The sequence below is a fragment of the Mucilaginibacter sp. A3364 genome, assembly GCF_059690715.1.
Genome location: NZ_JCAWED010000001.1, coordinates 1808059 through 1824593 on the forward strand (window position 1 = coordinate 1808059; position 16535 = coordinate 1824593).

The 16535-nt window shown below is 42.3% G+C and carries 18 protein-coding genes and 1 tRNA gene; 5 read left to right on the plus strand and 14 right to left on the minus strand.

Annotated features, from left to right (window positions below; all coding sequences use genetic code 11):
- Positions 1–20: 20 nt before the first annotated feature.
- The 7 genes from htpG to pyrE all read right to left on the minus strand — a co-directional run bounded on the left by htpG (position 21) and on the right by pyrE (position 6403).
- Positions 21–1904, minus strand: coding sequence for a molecular chaperone HtpG (htpG, locus tag AC59JT_RS08115; protein ID WP_497397599.1), 1884 nt, complete (start codon positions 1902–1904; stop codon positions 21–23).
- A 91-nt stretch (positions 1905–1995) separates the two neighbouring features.
- Positions 1996–2514 carry an NADPH-dependent FMN reductase gene (locus tag AC59JT_RS08120; protein WP_497397601.1) on the minus strand — a complete coding sequence of 173 codons (519 nt, stop codon included), beginning with the start codon at positions 2512–2514 and terminating at the stop codon, positions 1996–1998.
- Positions 2515–2697: 183 nt separating this feature from the next.
- Positions 2698–2770: transfer RNA gene (locus AC59JT_RS08125), tRNA-Lys, on the minus strand.
- A gap of 36 nt (positions 2771–2806) precedes the next feature.
- Positions 2807–3625 (minus strand): carboxypeptidase-like regulatory domain-containing protein, encoded by an 819-nt coding sequence (locus AC59JT_RS08130; RefSeq protein WP_497397603.1) that lies wholly within the window; start codon positions 3623–3625, stop codon positions 2807–2809.
- Positions 3626–3631: 6 nt separating this feature from the next.
- The gene (locus tag AC59JT_RS08135; RefSeq protein ID WP_497397605.1) at positions 3632–5260 is read right to left on the minus strand and encodes an ABC-F family ATP-binding cassette domain-containing protein; all 1629 of its coding nucleotides are present in this window, start codon (positions 5258–5260) and stop codon (positions 3632–3634) included.
- Positions 5261–5335: 75 nt separating this feature from the next.
- Entirely contained in the window at positions 5336–5731 is a 396-nt protein-coding gene (locus tag AC59JT_RS08140; protein WP_497397607.1) for an SRPBCC family protein, read from the minus strand.
- A 15-nt stretch (positions 5732–5746) separates the two neighbouring features.
- Positions 5747–6403: an orotate phosphoribosyltransferase gene (gene pyrE, locus AC59JT_RS08145; RefSeq protein WP_497397609.1), complete on the minus strand. Its 657-nt coding sequence runs from the start codon at positions 6401–6403 to the stop codon at positions 5747–5749.
- Between pyrE and AC59JT_RS08150 the strand changes: the two genes are divergently transcribed.
- Positions 6402–7034, plus strand: coding sequence for an NUDIX hydrolase (locus tag AC59JT_RS08150; RefSeq protein ID WP_497397611.1), 633 nt, complete (start codon positions 6402–6404; stop codon positions 7032–7034). The genes pyrE and AC59JT_RS08150 overlap by 2 nt on opposite strands.
- Here AC59JT_RS08150 and coaD read toward each other — a convergent pair.
- The 3 genes from coaD to AC59JT_RS08165 are packed head-to-tail and all read right to left on the minus strand — an operon-like array spanning position 7009 to position 8819.
- Positions 7009–7470 (minus strand): pantetheine-phosphate adenylyltransferase, encoded by a 462-nt coding sequence (coaD, locus tag AC59JT_RS08155; RefSeq protein ID WP_497397613.1) that lies wholly within the window; start codon positions 7468–7470, stop codon positions 7009–7011. The genes AC59JT_RS08150 and coaD overlap by 26 nt on opposite strands.
- A gap of 24 nt (positions 7471–7494) precedes the next feature.
- Entirely contained in the window at positions 7495–8031 is a 537-nt protein-coding gene (rsmD, locus tag AC59JT_RS08160) for a 16S rRNA (guanine(966)-N(2))-methyltransferase RsmD (RefSeq protein WP_497397615.1), read from the minus strand.
- Complete coding sequence (locus AC59JT_RS08165) at positions 8007–8819, minus strand: DUF3822 family protein (RefSeq protein WP_497397617.1); 813 nt, start codon at positions 8817–8819, stop codon at positions 8007–8009. The genes rsmD and AC59JT_RS08165 overlap by 25 nt, the downstream gene beginning before the upstream one ends.
- A 61-nt stretch (positions 8820–8880) precedes the next feature.
- On the opposite strand from AC59JT_RS08165, the gene AC59JT_RS08170 reads away from it, so the two are divergent.
- Positions 8881–10308: an ATP-dependent DNA helicase gene (locus AC59JT_RS08170; RefSeq protein WP_497397619.1), complete on the plus strand. Its 1428-nt coding sequence runs from the start codon at positions 8881–8883 to the stop codon at positions 10306–10308.
- Here the strand turns inward: AC59JT_RS08170 and AC59JT_RS08175 are convergent.
- Positions 10305–11660, minus strand: a complete 1356-nt coding sequence (locus tag AC59JT_RS08175) for a sensor histidine kinase (RefSeq protein ID WP_497397621.1) — start codon at positions 11658–11660, stop codon at positions 10305–10307. The genes AC59JT_RS08170 and AC59JT_RS08175 overlap by 4 nt on opposite strands.
- A gap of 115 nt (positions 11661–11775) precedes the next feature.
- On the opposite strand from AC59JT_RS08175, the gene AC59JT_RS08180 reads away from it, so the two are divergent.
- Positions 11776–13080 carry an MFS transporter gene (locus AC59JT_RS08180; RefSeq protein WP_497397623.1) on the plus strand — a complete coding sequence of 435 codons (1305 nt, stop codon included), beginning with the start codon at positions 11776–11778 and terminating at the stop codon, positions 13078–13080.
- A gap of 44 nt (positions 13081–13124) precedes the next feature.
- On the plus strand, positions 13125–13853 hold the full coding sequence (locus AC59JT_RS08185; RefSeq protein WP_497397625.1) for a (Fe-S)-binding protein: 729 nt from the start codon (positions 13125–13127) through the stop codon (positions 13851–13853).
- Between the two features lie 199 nt (positions 13854–14052).
- Here the strand turns inward: AC59JT_RS08185 and AC59JT_RS08190 are convergent, their stop codons facing one another.
- Both AC59JT_RS08190 and AC59JT_RS08195 read right to left on the minus strand, forming a co-directional pair.
- Positions 14053–14427 (minus strand): hypothetical protein, encoded by a 375-nt coding sequence (locus AC59JT_RS08190; RefSeq protein WP_497397627.1) that lies wholly within the window; start codon positions 14425–14427, stop codon positions 14053–14055.
- A 27-nt stretch (positions 14428–14454) separates the two neighbouring features.
- Positions 14455–15129 carry a zinc ribbon domain-containing protein gene (locus tag AC59JT_RS08195; protein WP_497397629.1) on the minus strand — a complete coding sequence of 225 codons (675 nt, stop codon included), beginning with the start codon at positions 15127–15129 and terminating at the stop codon, positions 14455–14457.
- A gap of 17 nt (positions 15130–15146) precedes the next feature.
- On the opposite strand from AC59JT_RS08195, the gene AC59JT_RS08200 reads away from it, so the two are divergent.
- Complete coding sequence (locus AC59JT_RS08200; protein ID WP_497397631.1) at positions 15147–15374, plus strand: hypothetical protein; 228 nt, start codon at positions 15147–15149, stop codon at positions 15372–15374.
- Here the strand turns inward: AC59JT_RS08200 and AC59JT_RS08205 are convergent, their stop codons facing one another.
- Entirely contained in the window at positions 15375–16478 is a 1104-nt protein-coding gene (locus tag AC59JT_RS08205; RefSeq protein ID WP_497397633.1) for a hypothetical protein, read from the minus strand.
- Positions 16479–16535 lie beyond the last annotated feature (57 nt).

Sequence of the window (16535 nt, forward strand, 5' to 3'; positions counted from 1 at the left end):
CCGGTAAGCTGTTTATGACATTATATCAAGTTAACGCTGCGGTTAACAAACTCGGTCAATTCGGCACCGGTCAGTAATCCTTGCGATAGCAGGGCCAGGTCGAAAGCTTGTTTAGCCAATTGCGCCTGGGTGTCTTCATTTTCTTCCTGTAAGATGCGGCTTACCAGTTTGTGGTTACCATTAACAACAACTTTATAGTTATCTGGCATGCTGCCATAAAAGCCCATACCGCCGCCCATAGCCGCCATTTCTTTCATGCGGCGCATAAACTCATCCATAGTTACTGTTACCGGTAGCTCGTCTGGGTTTAAGCTTTCCAGCTCCACTTTGTAGGCCGGTTTGTTAATGGCTTTATCAAATATCGCTTTTACAGTGTTGGCTTGTTCTTCGGTTAAAACGTGCTCAGGCGCATCGTCTTTTTTAATAAGCTTATCTGCTACGTCTGCATCAACACGCTTCAACGACGTTTTTTCAAGCTTTTGTTCCAGGTGACTGATAAAGTGATTATCAATAGGCGAATTCATCAACAATACGTCATAGGCCTTTTTATTGGCCGATTGAATGAAAGCATCCTGCTTAGCCGGATCGTTGGTGTAAATGTAAACCAACTGTCCGTCTTTATCGGTTTGCAATGGCTCAACTTTGGCTTTGTATTCTTCCAGCGTAAAGTTCTCTTTAGCGGTGTTGGTCAGTAATACAAAGTCTTTAGCTTTTTCATAAAACTTTTCCTCGCTAACAATACCGTATTTAACAAAAAGGCCAATGTCCGTCCATTTTTCTTCAAAGGCTTTGCGGTCGGCTTTAAACAATTCTGCCAATTTATCAGCTACCTTTTTGGTGATGTAGCTATTTATCTTTTTAACATTGCTATCCGCTTGCAGGAAGCTACGCGATACGTTTAGTGGGATATCCGGTGAGTCGATAACACCATGCAACAGCATTAAAAACTCCGGAACGATATCCTTTACTTCATCCGTAATAAATACCTGGCGGGAAAACAACTTGATCTTGTTACGTTGTACCTCGAAATCGTTTTTCAATTTAGGGAAGTACAATACGCCGGTTAAGTTAAATGGATAGTCAACATTCAGATGGATCCAGAATAAAGGCTCTTCGCTGAAAGGATATAACTCTTTATAAAAATTTAAGTAATCTTCATCCTTCAGCTCGTTGGGCGATTTTGTCCAGATTGGCGTAGTGTCATTGATAACATTATCAACTTCAACGGTAGTATACTTTGGGTTGCCTTCTTCGTCAACGCCGTCCTCAACAGATTCAGTTTTTTTACCAAACACAACAGGTACCGGCAGGAAGCGGGCATATTTGTCCAAAATCTCCTGCAAACGTGTTTTGCTTAAAAACTCTTCAGATTCGGCATTGATATGCAGCGTGATCTCGGTACCGCGCTCTTCTAAAACACCTTTGCCAATTTCAAACTCGGTACTGCCATCGCATACCCAGTAAGCCGGCTCGGCACCATCCTGGTAGCTTAAGGTTTGAATTTCAACCTTATCGGCCACCATAAATGCAGAATAAAAGCCTAAACCAAAGCGACCAATAATTTCGTTGGCATCTTTAGCTTCCTTAAACTTCTCCATAAACTCGGTAGCGCCCGAGAAAGCGATCTGGTTAATGTATTTCTTGATCTCTTCGGCTGTCATTCCTAAACCGTTATCACTAATAGTGATGGTTTTAGCCTTTTCGTCAAATGCTACTTCAACGCGCAGGTCGCCCAGTTCGCCGTTGTACTGGCCTAATGATGCCAGGCGTTTTATTTTTTGTGTGGCATCTATGGCATTTGATACCAGTTCGCGTAAAAATATTTCGGTATCCGAGTACAGGAATTTTTTAATGATAGGGAAGATGTTTTCGGTGTGGATCGAAATGGTTCCTTTTTCTTGCATAATATTATAATTCGTTTGAGTGATTTCGTGATTAATGATAGTGGTTTATCAAGGAGTGTTCCAAAGGGGGGTATTTGTCAAATTGTCATAACTAACTAACAAATGTTCTTAAAAGGACCTGCAAATTTTTCACCGTCTCCTCATCGGCAATACTTCCATCAGCTGCCACCTTACTTCGCACAAACTGTATCAATAAATTAGTTTCATCGTTAAGCTTAGCCGTTAAAGCCCCTAAAGTAACCAGGAGCGAAGCATGGGCATGTTCGCCACCCAGGGATGCGGTGATGAGCGTCACGGGTTTATTAACCAGCGTACTGCTTGATACCAGCCAATCCAGCATGTTTTTTAAAGCACCGGGCACGCCAAAGGCATATTCAGGAGTACAGATAATGATACCATCGGATTTCGTTATCAGGTTTCGTATCGATGCAACCGGGTCCGGCGGTGTATCATTATCTAGTCCTGGATCAAACGCAGGTATCTGTGCAAGATTATTATAAATATGGTAATTGATCCCAATAGGTAATTGCGTTCCTAAAAACTGTAGTACAGCGTGGTTGGACGAGCCCTGGCGCAGACTGCCGGATATGGCCAATATGTTCTTCATCATAGACCTGCAATTTAGCTAATTCATGAGCGTGGCAGAAGAAAAATGCTGATTTTATAGCCTGTTGATGGTGTAGCATCCACTACTTAAGTGTAGCACATGTAGCGGCTACGCATAAACCGCTACACTGCGCCTCAGTGTCAAACAAAAAAGCCACCTCGTTTAAAAAACAAAATGGCTTTTTTGTGACCCCGGAGAGGCTCGAACTCTCGACCCAATGATTAAGAGTCATTTGCTCTACCAACTGAGCTACGGAGTCAGATGGCGTATATTACAAGGTAATTTACAAAATGTTTTAATATTCGGCCAACACATTAAAGCCCACGCCAAACATGCCGAATTTCTCCCAGTTAGCCTGGCTGGTTTCGCGGAAGATCATAGCGCTGCTTAACAAGCTTGCAGAAAACATAATGCCCCGGCCGCGCGCGTTTTGAATCCATTCCAAGCCGATGTAAAATTTATCATCAACCATAATATTGTATGGTTCAAGGTTGATGCTTATCGCATTATCACCTTTGTGTACTGTTACAAATATGTTTTGCTGTAATATGTTTTGATAAGGCATGCCACCCTTAACATTATAGATATTAAGACGCAGCTTAACAGAATCACTTAAAACGTTTTCGACGATGCTGGTGTTAAAGCGCTTTAACCAAGTCGGCGACCTTTTTATTTTAATAATAGCGCCTATCTCGTGACCCAATATATTATTACTGAAACCTGCATTGGTGCTTTGCGATTTGGTAGTATTACCCAATACCGCTGTTTTCCATTTACGGTTGCCAACCTTTACTTCCTTCAGGCTTTTTACATCAGGAACTAAAGTGACGGTAAGGTTATCGGGGTCTTTGGCTAACTCAGCCACCAAAAACGATTGTGGCTTATAGCCGATCATCGAAACCTTAAGCGTATCGGTGGTATGATTGCTTAATGAAATTTTAAAGGCACCGTTATCATTAGTAACGGTACCTACGCTTTTGCCTACTATGCCCACGTTCACAAACGGAAGCGTTTCTTTCGTCTTGGCATCTTTAACCACACCGCTTAGCACTTGAGCCAGCAGTGTGGTATTTGCAAAAGCAATGATGAGTAAAGTGACTATCAGCCGCCTCATTTTATATTATGCTTTAGCGTACAATTCGTCGCGCAATTGTTGTACTGCATCGCTGTTGATGTACTCGTCGTAGGTCATCAGCTTGTCGATGGTTCCACCAGGGGTTATTTCGATGATGCGGTTGGCAACTGTTTCCACTAATTCATGATCTCGTGAGGTAAACAGTATAGTGCCTCTAAAATCTTTCATGCCGTTGTTTAACGCGGTGATAGATTCCAGATCCAGGTGGTTAGTAGGCTCATCAAACATCAGCAAGTTTGCAGATTGTAACATCATGCGACTAAACATACAACGCATCTTTTCGCCACCTGATAATACGCTGCTTTTCTTCAATACTTCCTCGCCCGAGAACAACATACGGCCCAGGAAACCACGGATAAACTGGTCATCTTTTTCGCCCGGTGAGTACTGACGCAACCAGTCGATCAGGTTATCGTTGTTACCGTCAAAGTATTCTGAGTTATCCATCGGGATATCGGCAGCATTAATGGTAACGCCCCATTTAAATTCGCCTTTAAAGTCTTTGTCTTTACCGGTTAGTATGTTGTAAAAAGCAGTAGTGGCTAAACTGTTTTCAGACAGTATGGCAATTTTATCACCTTTGTTAACCATGAAGCGTACATCACCAAACAGTGTTTCGCCGTTCAATTTTTTGCTCAGGCCCTCAACCTGTAATATTTGGTCACCAGCTTCGCGGCCGAGGTTGTTAAATATAATTCCCGGGTATTTACGGTTTGATGGCTGGATCTCGTCCAAATTGATCTTATCCAAAGCCTTCTTACGACTGGTAGCTTGTTTTGATTTTGACGCGTTAGCGCTAAACCTACGGATGAACTCCTGCAACTCTTTCACACGCTCCTCAGTTTTCTTATTCTGATCAGCACGTTGTTTCAATGCCAGTTGGCTCGACTCGTACCAGAAAGTATAGTTACCGGTAAAGATGCTCATCTTACCAAAGTCAATATCCACCACGTGGGTACAAACCGTATCCAGGAAGTGACGGTCGTGACTTACTACAAGTACAATGGCTTCGTAGCTTGCCAGGAAGTCTTCTAACCAACTAACTGTATGTATATCCAAATCGTTGGTCGGCTCATCCAGTATCAAAATATCGGGATTACCAAAAAGGGCCTGGGCCAATAACACACGTACTTTTTGGGTGTTATCAAGGTCTTTCACCAGTTGATAATGAAACTCTTCTTTAATGCCTAGGTTGCTTAGCAGGGTAGCAGCATTGCTTTCCGCGTTCCAGCCATCCATTTCGGCAAAAAGGTTCTCCAGTTCGCCGGCACGTTCGCCGTCGGCATCAGTGAAATCCTCTTTTAAGTAAATGGCGTCTTTCTCCTTCATTACGGCATACATTTCCTTATGCCCCATCATTACGGTCTCTAATACCGTAAATTCATCAAACGCGTAGTGGTTTTGGCTTAAAACGGCCATACGCTCGCCGGGAGTAAAGCTTACCGAACCCGTTGTAGGGTCAACTTCGCCCGAAAGGATTTTTAAAAATGTTGATTTACCTGCACCGTTGGCACCAATAATGCCATAACAGTTGCCTTGCGTAAATTTTAAATTAACGTCTTCAAAAAGAGTACGTTTTCCGTAACGTAGAGTTAGATTCGATACCGTGATCATGCTGCACCTATAATTTGGTGCAAAAGTACGATTTTTTGGGTGAGATTGACTAATGAATCTCTAATCAACCAATCACTATTCAACTGCAGCCTTCAGGCTTCGCGTTTGATGATCAACCAGTTTTTGCAAAGGGCCCGATGCCATCATCTTCATCATCATGTTCAGATCGGCTGATAGAGTGAAGGTTGCTGTGGTGCTATCGCCATTGGCTTGCAATGTCCAGTTTAAACTGGCATCGAAGGGTGGCTTTTGGGTGGGTAGTATTTTGATTGCGCTTTCGGGTACGCGCTCTGTAATTTTTAAAGCCAGCTTTGCCATATTTTGTATGCCAAAGCTAGCTTCGTCTGTGGTAGATTGCCAATCTTGTATGTTATCGGGCATCAATTGCTGGTGATTGTTAAAATCAGCCAAAAAAGCGTAAACCGTGCTTATGGGTTTATTAATATTGATGGTGCTTTTAAATACAGTCATGGTGTGTGATGTTTTTTATGCTTCGGTGGTTTCGGTGCCCCAAGTTGATGGGCTGTCGCGCCAGTCGCGTAGCAAATCAACGTCTTTACGTGATATGTACTGATGCTCTTCAGCGTATTTTATCAACGCGCTGTAGTTTGATAGCGTGATGTATGGGCAATTAGCATTTTTAAAGTTCTCGGCAGCAATATCAAAGCCGTAACTAAAAATTGCGGCTAAACCTGCTACATCATAACCCGCTTCGCGTAAAGCAGCAACTGCTTGCAAACTGCTCATGCCGGTTGATATCAGGTCCTCAATAACAACAACACGCTGACCGGTTAATATATCGCCTTCGATCATGTTGCCACGACCGTGCTCTTTAGGTTTAGCGCGTACGTAAATAAAAGGTAAACCAAGCTCCTGGGCAACTAACGCGCCTTGCGGTATACCCGCTGTAGCAACACCGGCAATACAACCAACAGATCCAAATTTTTCCTGTATAACCTTAGCCAGTTGCTGGCGGATGTAGGTACGTATAGGCGGATGCGAAAGCGTTATGCGGTTATCGCAATAAATCGGCGACTTCCAGCCCGATGCCCATGTAAAAGGATTATTAGGTTGTAATTTAATTGCTTTAATTTGTAGCAGAAATTCAGCTACTTGTTGTTCAGTCTCACTAGTATTAAACATGGCTCAAAAATACAGAATTTATATTAACGAAAAAGTTATCTTATTAACACAATCGGTTCCACAACAGCTAGATAATTACCAACGCATTGAAAGTGAGAACTTTGATTTGAAAATAATTTATACTTGGGTATTGGCCCACCAAAGCAAATACTTTTATGTTTTGTGCGATAATGCCAAGGCTTTTTTGAAGCAAATAAAGAAAGATATTACCGTTATTAAAGCAGCCGGTGGGCTAGTTAAAAACGAACGTAAGGACCTGCTTTTTATATATAGAAATGACCGTTGGGACCTGCCTAAGGGCAAGGTTGATAAAGGTGAAAGTATAAACGATGCGGCCGTACGCGAGGTAGAAGAGGAGTGTGGTATTGTGGTAGACAAATTGGGCAAACTTATTTGCAAAACATATCATGTTTATATTTACAAAGGTGATGTTGTGTTAAAGAAAACCTGGTGGTATAAAATGAAGTGTAAGGATCAGAACAAACTAGTTCCGCAATTAGAAGAAGGCATAACCGATGTACGCTGGTTTAAAGCCAACGACCTGGAACTGATCACCCATAACACGTTTCCATCTATTATGGATGTGCTATACAAAATGGAACTGGTTACAGATAAGGAAGCGCTTCTTTAGGTATAAACTGGCTTACATCGCCATTGTAACGTATAATTTCGCGTACGATGGTCGAGCTTACTGATGAATAGCCTGGCTTGCTTACAATAAAAATACTTTCAATATCTGGCGCGAGTGAGTGATTCATTTGCGCTATGCCTTTTTCGTATTCAAAATCGGCCACGGTACGTATGCCACGTATCATGTACGTAGCACCAATGCTTTTACAAAAATCTACGGTTAAACCCTCGTAAGCTATAATGTGGATCTTGGGTTCGTGCTCAAAAACCGCTCTTAGCATCTGTTCGCGCTGCGCTATAGTAAGCAGGCCCTGTTTGGTGCTGTTAACGCCAATACCTATGTAAACCTTATCAAATAAGCCGACTGAGCGTTTTACAATATCAACGTGAGCTTTGGTAACCGGATCAAACGATCCCGGGAATAGGGCTATGTTCATGGCTGATGGCGTTTTGCTATAAAGTTATGAATTTTTGAAAAACGAAAACGAAGAATGCCCATACTTCCTAACCTCCACAAATGCCGGATGGTTTGACAGGTTTTGCATCGACTGATGTTCAACGATTAGCAGGCCATCGGGTTTTAACAATTCTTCCTCAAATACAATTTTGGGTATTTCGGGAATTTGGTTCAGGTCGTATGGTGGGTCGGCAAATATCAGGTCGTATTGTTCGGTTTCCAGCTGCAGGAATTTAAAAATATCGGCCTTAAAAGTTTTAATGGCTGATAAACCGTGCTGGCGCGATGTATCTTTAATGTAGTTGATACAGTGAATGCTACGGTCGACGGCTACAACCAATTCCGCCGCGCGCGAGGCAAATTCATAAGTTAAATTGCCGGTTCCGGCAAACAGATCGAGCACGGCAATATTATCAAACTCAATTTGATTTTGCAGGATATTGAACAGCGCTTCTTTGGCCAGATCGGTAGTAGGGCGTACGGGCAGGTTTTTAGGCGGGTTAAGCCTGAGCCCCTTTAAAGTACCTCCGATGATACGCATAACGACAAAGCCGCTAAAGGTAATAGCTGTGGTGCTTTCAGTTCGGCCGGAAGTTCGATCAGGTTTATGCTGTTAAACACTATGCTTTGGAAAAACTCGGCTAACCTATTGCTGTAAGCATCATCTGGTTTTACACTGCCACTCAGTATCAGTTTAATATTGCGCGGATACATGTTCAGTTCGTCAGCAACAAACGATGCGAAATAAGCCAGGTCGTCAGCCGTTTTATATTCAAACTTGTTATAAAAGCGAATTTTGTCGTCTTTAAACATCAAAAATTCGGCTACGTTGTTTTCGGTATTTAAAAACAGTTCGTTGTTAGCAGGATGATTTTGCGCGTTGGCGGTTATCCAGCCTTTGCTGGCAAACACTGTTCTTTTCAGATCAAATTTTAAAACACCGTCTATGATCCTTTCGGGTGCTTTATAAACAATAAAATTGTCAGTATCTAATTGCTGCGCCAGTACTTTTTCATCGGGCTTAACGTCTAAAAAGCGGGCATAGTCAGCAATTTTGTCGGTTTGGTAAAGGGCCGAAGGTACCAGGGTAAAATCAGTACCGGGCAAGCCCACCACAATGTGTTTGTAGTTAGCGGCTAATTGCTCGGCCAGTTCTTTGGGCTCGGTAAGCTCGTCAAGGCTGCAATTGGTGTCCCAGGCAATTAATTCTTTATTATAAATTACTCCGTAAGAGAATGAAGTTGCGTTTATGTGCATCAACAGCGTATAGTAATACGCCTGGTTAAGGTTAAACGAACTATGGCGGTAATTAAATATCGGCTCACTCATGTTTAATAACAAAAGTAATATTTTTTGCTTTAGTTAATTATCATTATCACATTTTTGTATCGTGGCCGAAACAGACCAAATACGCAAAGCTTTCCCGCATGAACCAACTGCCCAGCAACAGCAATTGTTTGGCTTGCTGCACAATTTTTTGTTGACAGACAATGGCGACGAATGTTTTATATTAAAAGGTTATGCCGGTACGGGTAAAACAACCATTGTTGGCGCGCTGGTAAAAGCACTACGTTTTTATAACTACAAATCTGTATTGCTGGCACCTACCGGGCGCGCGGCGAAGGTTATAACTAATTATTCTGGCCGTAAGGCATTTACCATCCACAAACGTATTTACCGCAAAAAAACTGCGCTTACCGTTGATGAAGGTTTTATGCGGGCCGAAAACATGGTCGCTAATACCATCTTTATCATAGACGAGGCTTCCATGCTATCCGACCAGCTAAGCGGCAATAGCCGCGACACTTTACTGGCGGACCTGGTGCATTACGTTTACAACGAGAAGAACTGCAAACTATTATTGGTTGGAGATACGGCCCAACTACCGCCCGTAGGATCGGACGATAGCCCGGCTTTGAACCCGGAGTTTATGAAAATGGAATTCCCGTTGAATGTTTCGAGCTTTGAGTTGACGGATGTATTGCGCCAGCAAAAGGATTCGGGCATCCTATTCAACGTCACCCGCATCCGCGACATTATCCGCCAGGAAAAACAGGCGACGCCTCAAATTATTACGAAAGGCTATAAGGATGTTTTCAGAATGACCGGCGAGCGTTTGCAGGAAGGTTTGGAATATGCTTATAACAAGTATGGTCATGAGAACGCCTTGGTGGTTTGCCGGTCAAACAAAAATGCCAACCAATACAACCAGCAGATCCGCTCGCGGCTGTTATGGCGCGAAGAAGAGATTACCGGCGGCGACCAGGTAATGGTGGTTAAAAACAACTACTTCTGGCTGCAGGACCCGGGTGAAGCCAGCACCAGTTTTATTGCCAATGGCGATATTGCCAAAATACGCAAAGTGCGTAAAATTGAAGATATGTATGGTTTTCGCTTCGCGGATGTGCAACTGGAGTTTATTGATTATGCCGAAGACCCGGTGTTGGATTGTAAGGTTTTGTTGGATACCCTGTATTCTGAGTCGCCGGCCTTACAGCAGGACGATCAGAAGCGCTTTTACCAGGAAGCCATGAAGGATTACGACCATATCCCCAACAAACGCGCTAAACACAACGAGCTGAAGTTAAACCCATATTACAATGCCCTGCAGATCAAGTTTGCTTACGCCATTACCTGCCACAAAGCGCAAGGTGGCCAATGGGGAGCGGTATTTGTAGATCAGGGATATTTAACGGAAGATATGGTGAATACCGACTTTTTGCGCTGGTTTTACACAGCCTGTACCCGTGCTACTAACGAATTGTTCCTGGTTAATTTTAACGATAAGTTTTTTGCCGAACCACGGCCCGAGCTTTAGTTAACCGCCGGTAGCTCGATAATAAATGTGGTGCCTTTGCCTTCTTCACTGGTAACATTTATAGTACCCTTGTGGCTTTGCACTATCTGCTTTACAATACTTAAACCTAGCCCGGTTGATTGTTCGCCTTTTAAACCTGTACGACCTGCTTTACTAAAACGTTCGAACAGGTGAGGTATCATATCATGCGGAATTCCAAGCCCTTGGTCTTTTATTTGGATAACTATGTTCTTATCCTGTTGGTCAAGTATCAGTTCGATGGTATCATTGTCTTTCGAAAACTTAAGCGCGTTACTGATGAGGTTATCAAGCACACGGTTAAACTTCTCTGTATTAAGCTTGGCATGAACAGGATTAACCGAGCTTTTAAGCACCAGGTGGCAGCGGCAATCTTTATTGATCTTCCAGGTGCTTATGGTGTTTTTCAGAAATTGATTGATCTCTGTTTTCTGTGTGTCAAATACGGTAACGTCCTCGTTTTTGGCAGCCTCTAATAAGTCGGATATAATGCTTCGGGCTTTAACGCACGATTCTTTGATCATACCCACGTTTTCCATTGTGTCTTCGCTCAGGTCGTCAAATTCCATCATCATGGCTAATGACTCTACAGCTGCTATAGGATTACGCAGGTCGTGCGCCACCATGCCCAATACCTGGCTTTTGAAGGCGTTGGCCTTTTCAATTTCCATGTTTTTAGCCCTGATCTCCAGCAACTGTTGAAAATAGCTGGCTTTGTACGAGTAAAAGTATCGCGATATCAGGTAAAAGCCCGCAAGCAATACTGCCGAGATCAACTGATCATACAACATACTGGTTGCATCGGCATGGGCCAGCAGGAGCAGGGCGGTGAATACAATCTCGGTTAATACTAGGAGCACTACAACCTCGTCGTATTCAAAAACGCACATTACACTGATAACACAAAGGGCAATAAGGTATATGGTTAAGGCATTTCGTGGGTCGGCCGTAGCGATGAAGCTTGAATACATCCCGCACAAAATAATGTAGAACGCGAAAACGAAAACAAACAGGATCATCGCCGCCGAGGCTTTCCTGGTTTTTTTGATACGGTTGATGAACAGGTGGCTTATCAGGAAGAAAACAGGCGTTAATATGATATACAGCCAGTTGGTAAAATCAAACTCCGGGAAGTTTTGTGCTTTGGTAATACTAACAGGCAGCACCCAGCATAATATCCTAAGTATAATATTGATCAATAAAAAAATAGTGCAACAGTTACGTATAGACAGTAAATTCTGCAGGGTATAATAGTTACGGAATGGCCCACGGTACTTGCCGGGTAAGGTTCTAAAAAAATGGGTATCCAAAACGTTGTTTACTAGGGTGTTCAAAAATATTAAAAAATGCTTAAGCAAGTATTATTATTTGATATTATTTAAAACGATAAAATATTGCTACAGGGCAAGGTTTTTCAAATCCAAAAAATGGATTACTTTTAACACATCAATGGAAAACAAAAACGACAAGAAAACCATACGCGCCTGGGCCGTGTTCGACTGGGCCAATTCCGCGTATAACCTGGTTATTACTTCAACCATATTCCCTGCTTATTTTGTGGCCATTACCGAGAATGCCGCTAATGGCGATAGGGTAACCTTTTTTGGGCATAGCTTTGTAAATACAGCACTATCTAACTACGCGTTGGCAGCCGCTTACTTTGTGATTGTGTTACTGCTGCCCATCTTAAGTTCTATTGCTGATTATCGTGGCAGCAAAAAACGCTTCATGCAGTTTTTTACATGGCTTGGTTCACTGGCTTGCTGCGGTTTGTTTTTCTTTGAGTCAGACACTTTGGAGTTTGGCATAATTTGTTTTGCCTTGGCGGCCATAGGGTATAGCGGCGGTTTTGTATTTTACAACTCATACCTGCCCGAGATTGCAACTATTGACCAACAGGACGCCGTTAGCGCTAAAGGTTTTAGCTACGGCTATATCGGCAGCGTGCTTATCCAGGTAGTATGCTTTGTATTTGTACTGATGCCTGGCACCTTTGGTATAACCGACCTGAGCTTCCCGGCAAGATTATCCTTTTTATTGGTTGGCTTATGGTGGATAGGCTTCGCCCAAATACCATTTAAAGTATTACCTAACGGCAAACCCAATGTACATGGCAAACAGGTGAGTGTATTTAAAGGCGGTTTTATTGAGTTAGGCAAAGTATGGCAACAGGTAAAGCAAATGCCCATATTGAAACGCTATTTACCGGCCTTCTTCTTTTACAGCATGGGCGTGCAAACCATTATGTTGGCGGCTGCAGGTTTTGGGGCTAAAGTGCTACACTTGCCGGCGGCTAATCTTATCGCCATTATACTCATTATACAAATAGTAGCCGTTGTCGGGGCTAACCTGATGTCGCGCTTATCAGAACGGTATGGCAACATACGGGTGTTAAGCTGGGTGGTTATGCTATGGGTAGTTATCTGCGTTTGCGCGTATTTTATCACTAACGCTACACAATTTTATATATTGGCTGCGTTTGTGGGTTTGGTGATGGGGGGGATACAGTCGTTGTCACGGTCTACTTACTCCAAGTTTTTGCCTGATGGCATAACCGACACCGCATCCTTCTTCAGTTTTTATGATGTAACCGAGAAGCTGGCCATTGTTGGCGGTATGTTTAGTTTCGCATTTATTGAGGAGTTAACAGGCAGTATGCGCAATTCGGTTTTGGCGTTATGCGGATTCTTTATCGTTGGCTTATTATTGCTCATTTCTTTACGTCGCGCCGACGCCAAATTGAAAGCTGTTTAAAACTAATGGCGCATTATGCAAACTTTTTCTGAAATTAGCCGCCCATGAAGACCGAGTTATTTATCCCTTGTTTTATTGATCAACTGTTTCCGGAAACCGCCTTTAATACCGTTAAGATATTGGAGAAAGCCGGTTGTGTGGTTGATTATAACCCTGAACAAACCTGCTGCGGACAGCCGGCTTTTAACGCGGGTTTTTGGGATGATGCAAAAAATGTAGGACGCAAGTTTCTGGATGGTTTTTCAGATGATAGTGTTATTGTCACTCCTTCGGCTTCATGTACCGGAATGGTAAAGAATTATTATAACGATTTGTTTACCAATACTGTAGTGCATAATAAGTGTCGCACTGTTCAGGGTAATATCTATGAGATATCTGATTTCCTGGTTAACATATTGCAGTACGACTACTTTGGTGCCGAATTGGACGGTCGGGCAGTTTACCATGATAGCTGCGCTGCATTACGCGAGTGCCATATTAAGCAAGAACCTCGTCAACTATTATCAAAAGTGATAGGCCTTGAATTGGTTGATATGCCGCAAGGCGATACCTGCTGTGGTTTCGGTGGCACATTTGCTGTTAAGTTTGACGCTATATCAAGTGCTATGGCACAACAAAAGGTGGATAACGCTATAGCCGCCGGTGCCGATTACATCATCTCAACTGACGCTTCGTGCCTTATGCACTTGCAAAGCTATATCGACAAAAATAGCTTGCCTATACAAACCATGCACTTGGTTGATGTATTAGCCAATGGCTGGGGAAATGTATAGGCTGCGCCATTTTTAAAGTGGCGCACTTGGCGCACCTTGTTTTTGTAAAATATTGTATATCAGTTTTTCATCGAAAAAAGCGGCGCAATGCGGCGCACCCCTCTTAAATTCATTAGTCGCTGATTATTAGTGAATTACGCGTGTTTAAATACTTACTGACTTTTAAGTATGGCTCACCCCGCGCGGCGTTTTTTTGAGATTATTCTTTTGTTACATCCAGTACCTGCTGCCTTTTATACATATCCAAAAGCAGTTGGCGGGGCATCATAAATACGGCAGATGTATTATAGTACTTCATCTCTTCACCACCTAAACCATGTTCGGTATCAGTTTCATAGCGGTTCGGATAAAAGTATATCGAATCCGGCACTACTTTAGTAATCTTATACAGCGTATAAGTGCTGTCATTTTTTTTGATGTGCAAAATATCGTTTACTTCGGGTTTTTGTACATGTTGTGCTACACGTTCGGCTTTTTGCTTTTCTTTTAACAGCATAATCAAACCTACTATACCCAGTATACCGAATACTGAAAATATCACAAAAAGCAATTTGTTATCTCGTTTAAAACTCATTCTAAAAACAATTAATATCGCTCAACTTTAGTCCCGGTCAATATCTAATAATTCATTCTTAACATTCATCTCAATCAGCGTACTTCTTGGCATGGCGTATAGCGTTGTGTCATAGTCTTTCAGTTTAAGATCGCTCAGCCCGGTCGATTTACTGGTTTGAAATTTGTTGGCCACGACGTAGATCGAGTCTGCTGTTACTTCTTTAATCTTCAGTAAGGTAAAATAGTTGTCTTTTTGCTTTATCTCTAATATATCATTCGCCTTAGGTGCCTTAACCATTTCTGCAACTCTTTTTGTTTTTTGTCCTTCTAAAACAAAAATTACAAGCGCTAATATAGCAACAACCCCAAAGCCCGAAAATATCCAAAGCGGTGGTTTTACGTCTTGTCTTAATCTGTCGTATCCTGCCCATAGTCTGGGCGGCATTTGGTCAGAATTTAATGCAAGCTTGCAGTGCCTGCATTGCAGAACACCGATTTTACCGATCGGAAAAAACGGTATCCAAAAAATGTGGGCGTATTTTTGAAACACACTCATTTGTATGGTATAGGTATTGTCGCAATTAGTGCATTGCTCCGGTATTGATTCAGATTTAACTAACGTTGCCCTGGTTCCGTATACGATCATTTTTGAAAGATTTAGTTGGCGTGAAAATAGATAAAATCGGTTCTGAAAGAAAAAATAAATAACAATGGCAGCCATTTTGCAGCGATTTTATTATGCAACTCTATAAGGCCATACAACACGATACCGGCGTGATAGCTTATGAATTAGCCAAAGACAGTATTACCCTGAAATTCCGTGACGGCTCAACTTACCTGTACACCAACAAAAGCGCCGGTCCGGATGCTATCGAAGAAATGAAAATACTGGCCGAAAGAGGCGAGGGGTTAACTACCTATGTTAATCAGCATGTAAGGGAACATTACGAAGTTAAGCTCAGGTAGTTAATGGCTTATATTCATCTTTTTTAGCATAACTTTAAACTTGCCGTTTTTTGATGTGCCTTCCCACTCCATATTGCGTTTACTCTTTTTGGTGATGATTGCTATTATTGAATCGCCGGGCTTACCCGTATCAAATATGCTAAGACTCAGTTTGCGCATTTTTTCATCGTATTTGAATGATGCCCGTTTGGCGCGTTTCGACTCAAATAAATAAGGGTTGGGCGAGAGCGACATCAAGCCATGTTCTTCAACATAAATATATTTCCAGGCGTTATCATCACTCATCCACGCGCTGTCTGCAACAGGTTGCCCGTTGCGTTCCAATTTTTCAACTTTCCATTTGCCTAAAAAATCAATAGGTTTCTCGTTCCTTACAAATTTGTATATAGAAAAGAATGCGCCCGCGATGACAAGCAGCCTGATAATATGCTTAAAAAATGATAACCTTAGCGGCGGCAAACTATTTGCCGTATAAAAAAACAACCGAATTAGTGGTTCCCCGTTAAGAATGAGCAGGTAAGTTAACCCGGCGGTTATCATTATCGACACTAAAAAAGCCCCTACAGCTATACTGTAAAATATATTAATGAGTACAATATTTAGCATTACCGGCATCAGTATACATACACCAAGCAAAGTAGTGCGCCTAAAAAGCAATAGTATTGCTCCGCCAATTTGAAGCCCCGCCAAAATTAGGGTGAGTTTGTACGAGTAGCCAAAATAGTTCCAGGTAAGCTCAAAGCCGCTTAGCTTGCCTACCGGTGTATCCATACGCGAATAAACTGTGCCAAACTGAGTTTTTAATATCTTGGCAAAGCCGTAAACCGAAACAATGTAGGCAAAGCTATACCGAATTACACCTGTGAGCCAGGCATGAATTTTTGCTGATGGATAATTAGGATCGTTACCCTTAACTGCCCAAACTATTATAAATATGAAACCCACCCCAATAACAAGCATGGTTAATATGGATATTAAAATAGGCGAGCTGGCTTGTGCTAAAAAGTACAGCACCAGTATAAGCCCAAGGACGCTAAAAAAGCAATCGAATATTTTAACGGCCAGGTTGATTTTATTTGGCTCGACGGGTGTATGGTCTGTCATGTAAAAAGGCTTATGGTACTTGTGTAATAATAAGTATTCATAAAAATACAAGATTTT

What these genes read in the sequence shown, in the direction of transcription:
- htpG (WP_497397599.1), bottom strand. Translation starts at nt 1,904, where the DNA reads ATGCAAGAAAAAGGAACCATTTCGATCCACACCGAAAACATCTTCCCT.
- AC59JT_RS08120 (WP_497397601.1), bottom strand. Translation starts at nt 2,514, where the DNA reads ATGATGAAGAACATATTGGCCATATCCGGCAGTCTGCGCCAGGGCTCG.
- AC59JT_RS08130 (WP_497397603.1), bottom strand. Translation starts at nt 3,625, where the DNA reads ATGAGGCGGCTGATAGTCACTTTACTCATCATTGCTTTTGCAAATACC.
- AC59JT_RS08135 (WP_497397605.1), bottom strand. Translation starts at nt 5,260, where the DNA reads ATGATCACGGTATCGAATCTAACTCTACGTTACGGAAAACGTACTCTT.
- AC59JT_RS08140 (WP_497397607.1), bottom strand. Translation starts at nt 5,731, where the DNA reads ATGACTGTATTTAAAAGCACCATCAATATTAATAAACCCATAAGCACG.
- AC59JT_RS08150 (WP_497397611.1), top strand. Translation starts at nt 6,402, where the DNA reads ATGGCTCAAAAATACAGAATTTATATTAACGAAAAAGTTATCTTATTA.
- pyrE (WP_497397609.1), bottom strand. Translation starts at nt 6,403, where the DNA reads ATGTTTAATACTAGTGAGACTGAACAACAAGTAGCTGAATTTCTGCTA.
- coaD (WP_497397613.1), bottom strand. Translation starts at nt 7,470, where the DNA reads ATGAACATAGCCCTATTCCCGGGATCGTTTGATCCGGTTACCAAAGCT.
- rsmD (WP_497397615.1), bottom strand. Translation starts at nt 8,031, where the DNA reads ATGCGTATCATCGGAGGTACTTTAAAGGGGCTCAGGCTTAACCCGCCT.
- AC59JT_RS08165 (WP_497397617.1), bottom strand. Translation starts at nt 8,819, where the DNA reads ATGAGTGAGCCGATATTTAATTACCGCCATAGTTCGTTTAACCTTAAC.
- AC59JT_RS08180 (WP_497397623.1), top strand. Translation starts at nt 11,776, where the DNA reads ATGGAAAACAAAAACGACAAGAAAACCATACGCGCCTGGGCCGTGTTC.
- AC59JT_RS08185 (WP_497397625.1), top strand. Translation starts at nt 13,125, where the DNA reads ATGAAGACCGAGTTATTTATCCCTTGTTTTATTGATCAACTGTTTCCG.
- AC59JT_RS08190 (WP_497397627.1), bottom strand. Translation starts at nt 14,427, where the DNA reads ATGAGTTTTAAACGAGATAACAAATTGCTTTTTGTGATATTTTCAGTA.
- AC59JT_RS08195 (WP_497397629.1), bottom strand. Translation starts at nt 15,129, where the DNA reads ATGGCTGCCATTGTTATTTATTTTTTCTTTCAGAACCGATTTTATCTA.
- AC59JT_RS08200 (WP_497397631.1), top strand. Translation starts at nt 15,147, where the DNA reads ATGCAACTCTATAAGGCCATACAACACGATACCGGCGTGATAGCTTAT.
- AC59JT_RS08205 (WP_497397633.1), bottom strand. Translation starts at nt 16,478, where the DNA reads ATGACAGACCATACACCCGTCGAGCCAAATAAAATCAACCTGGCCGTT.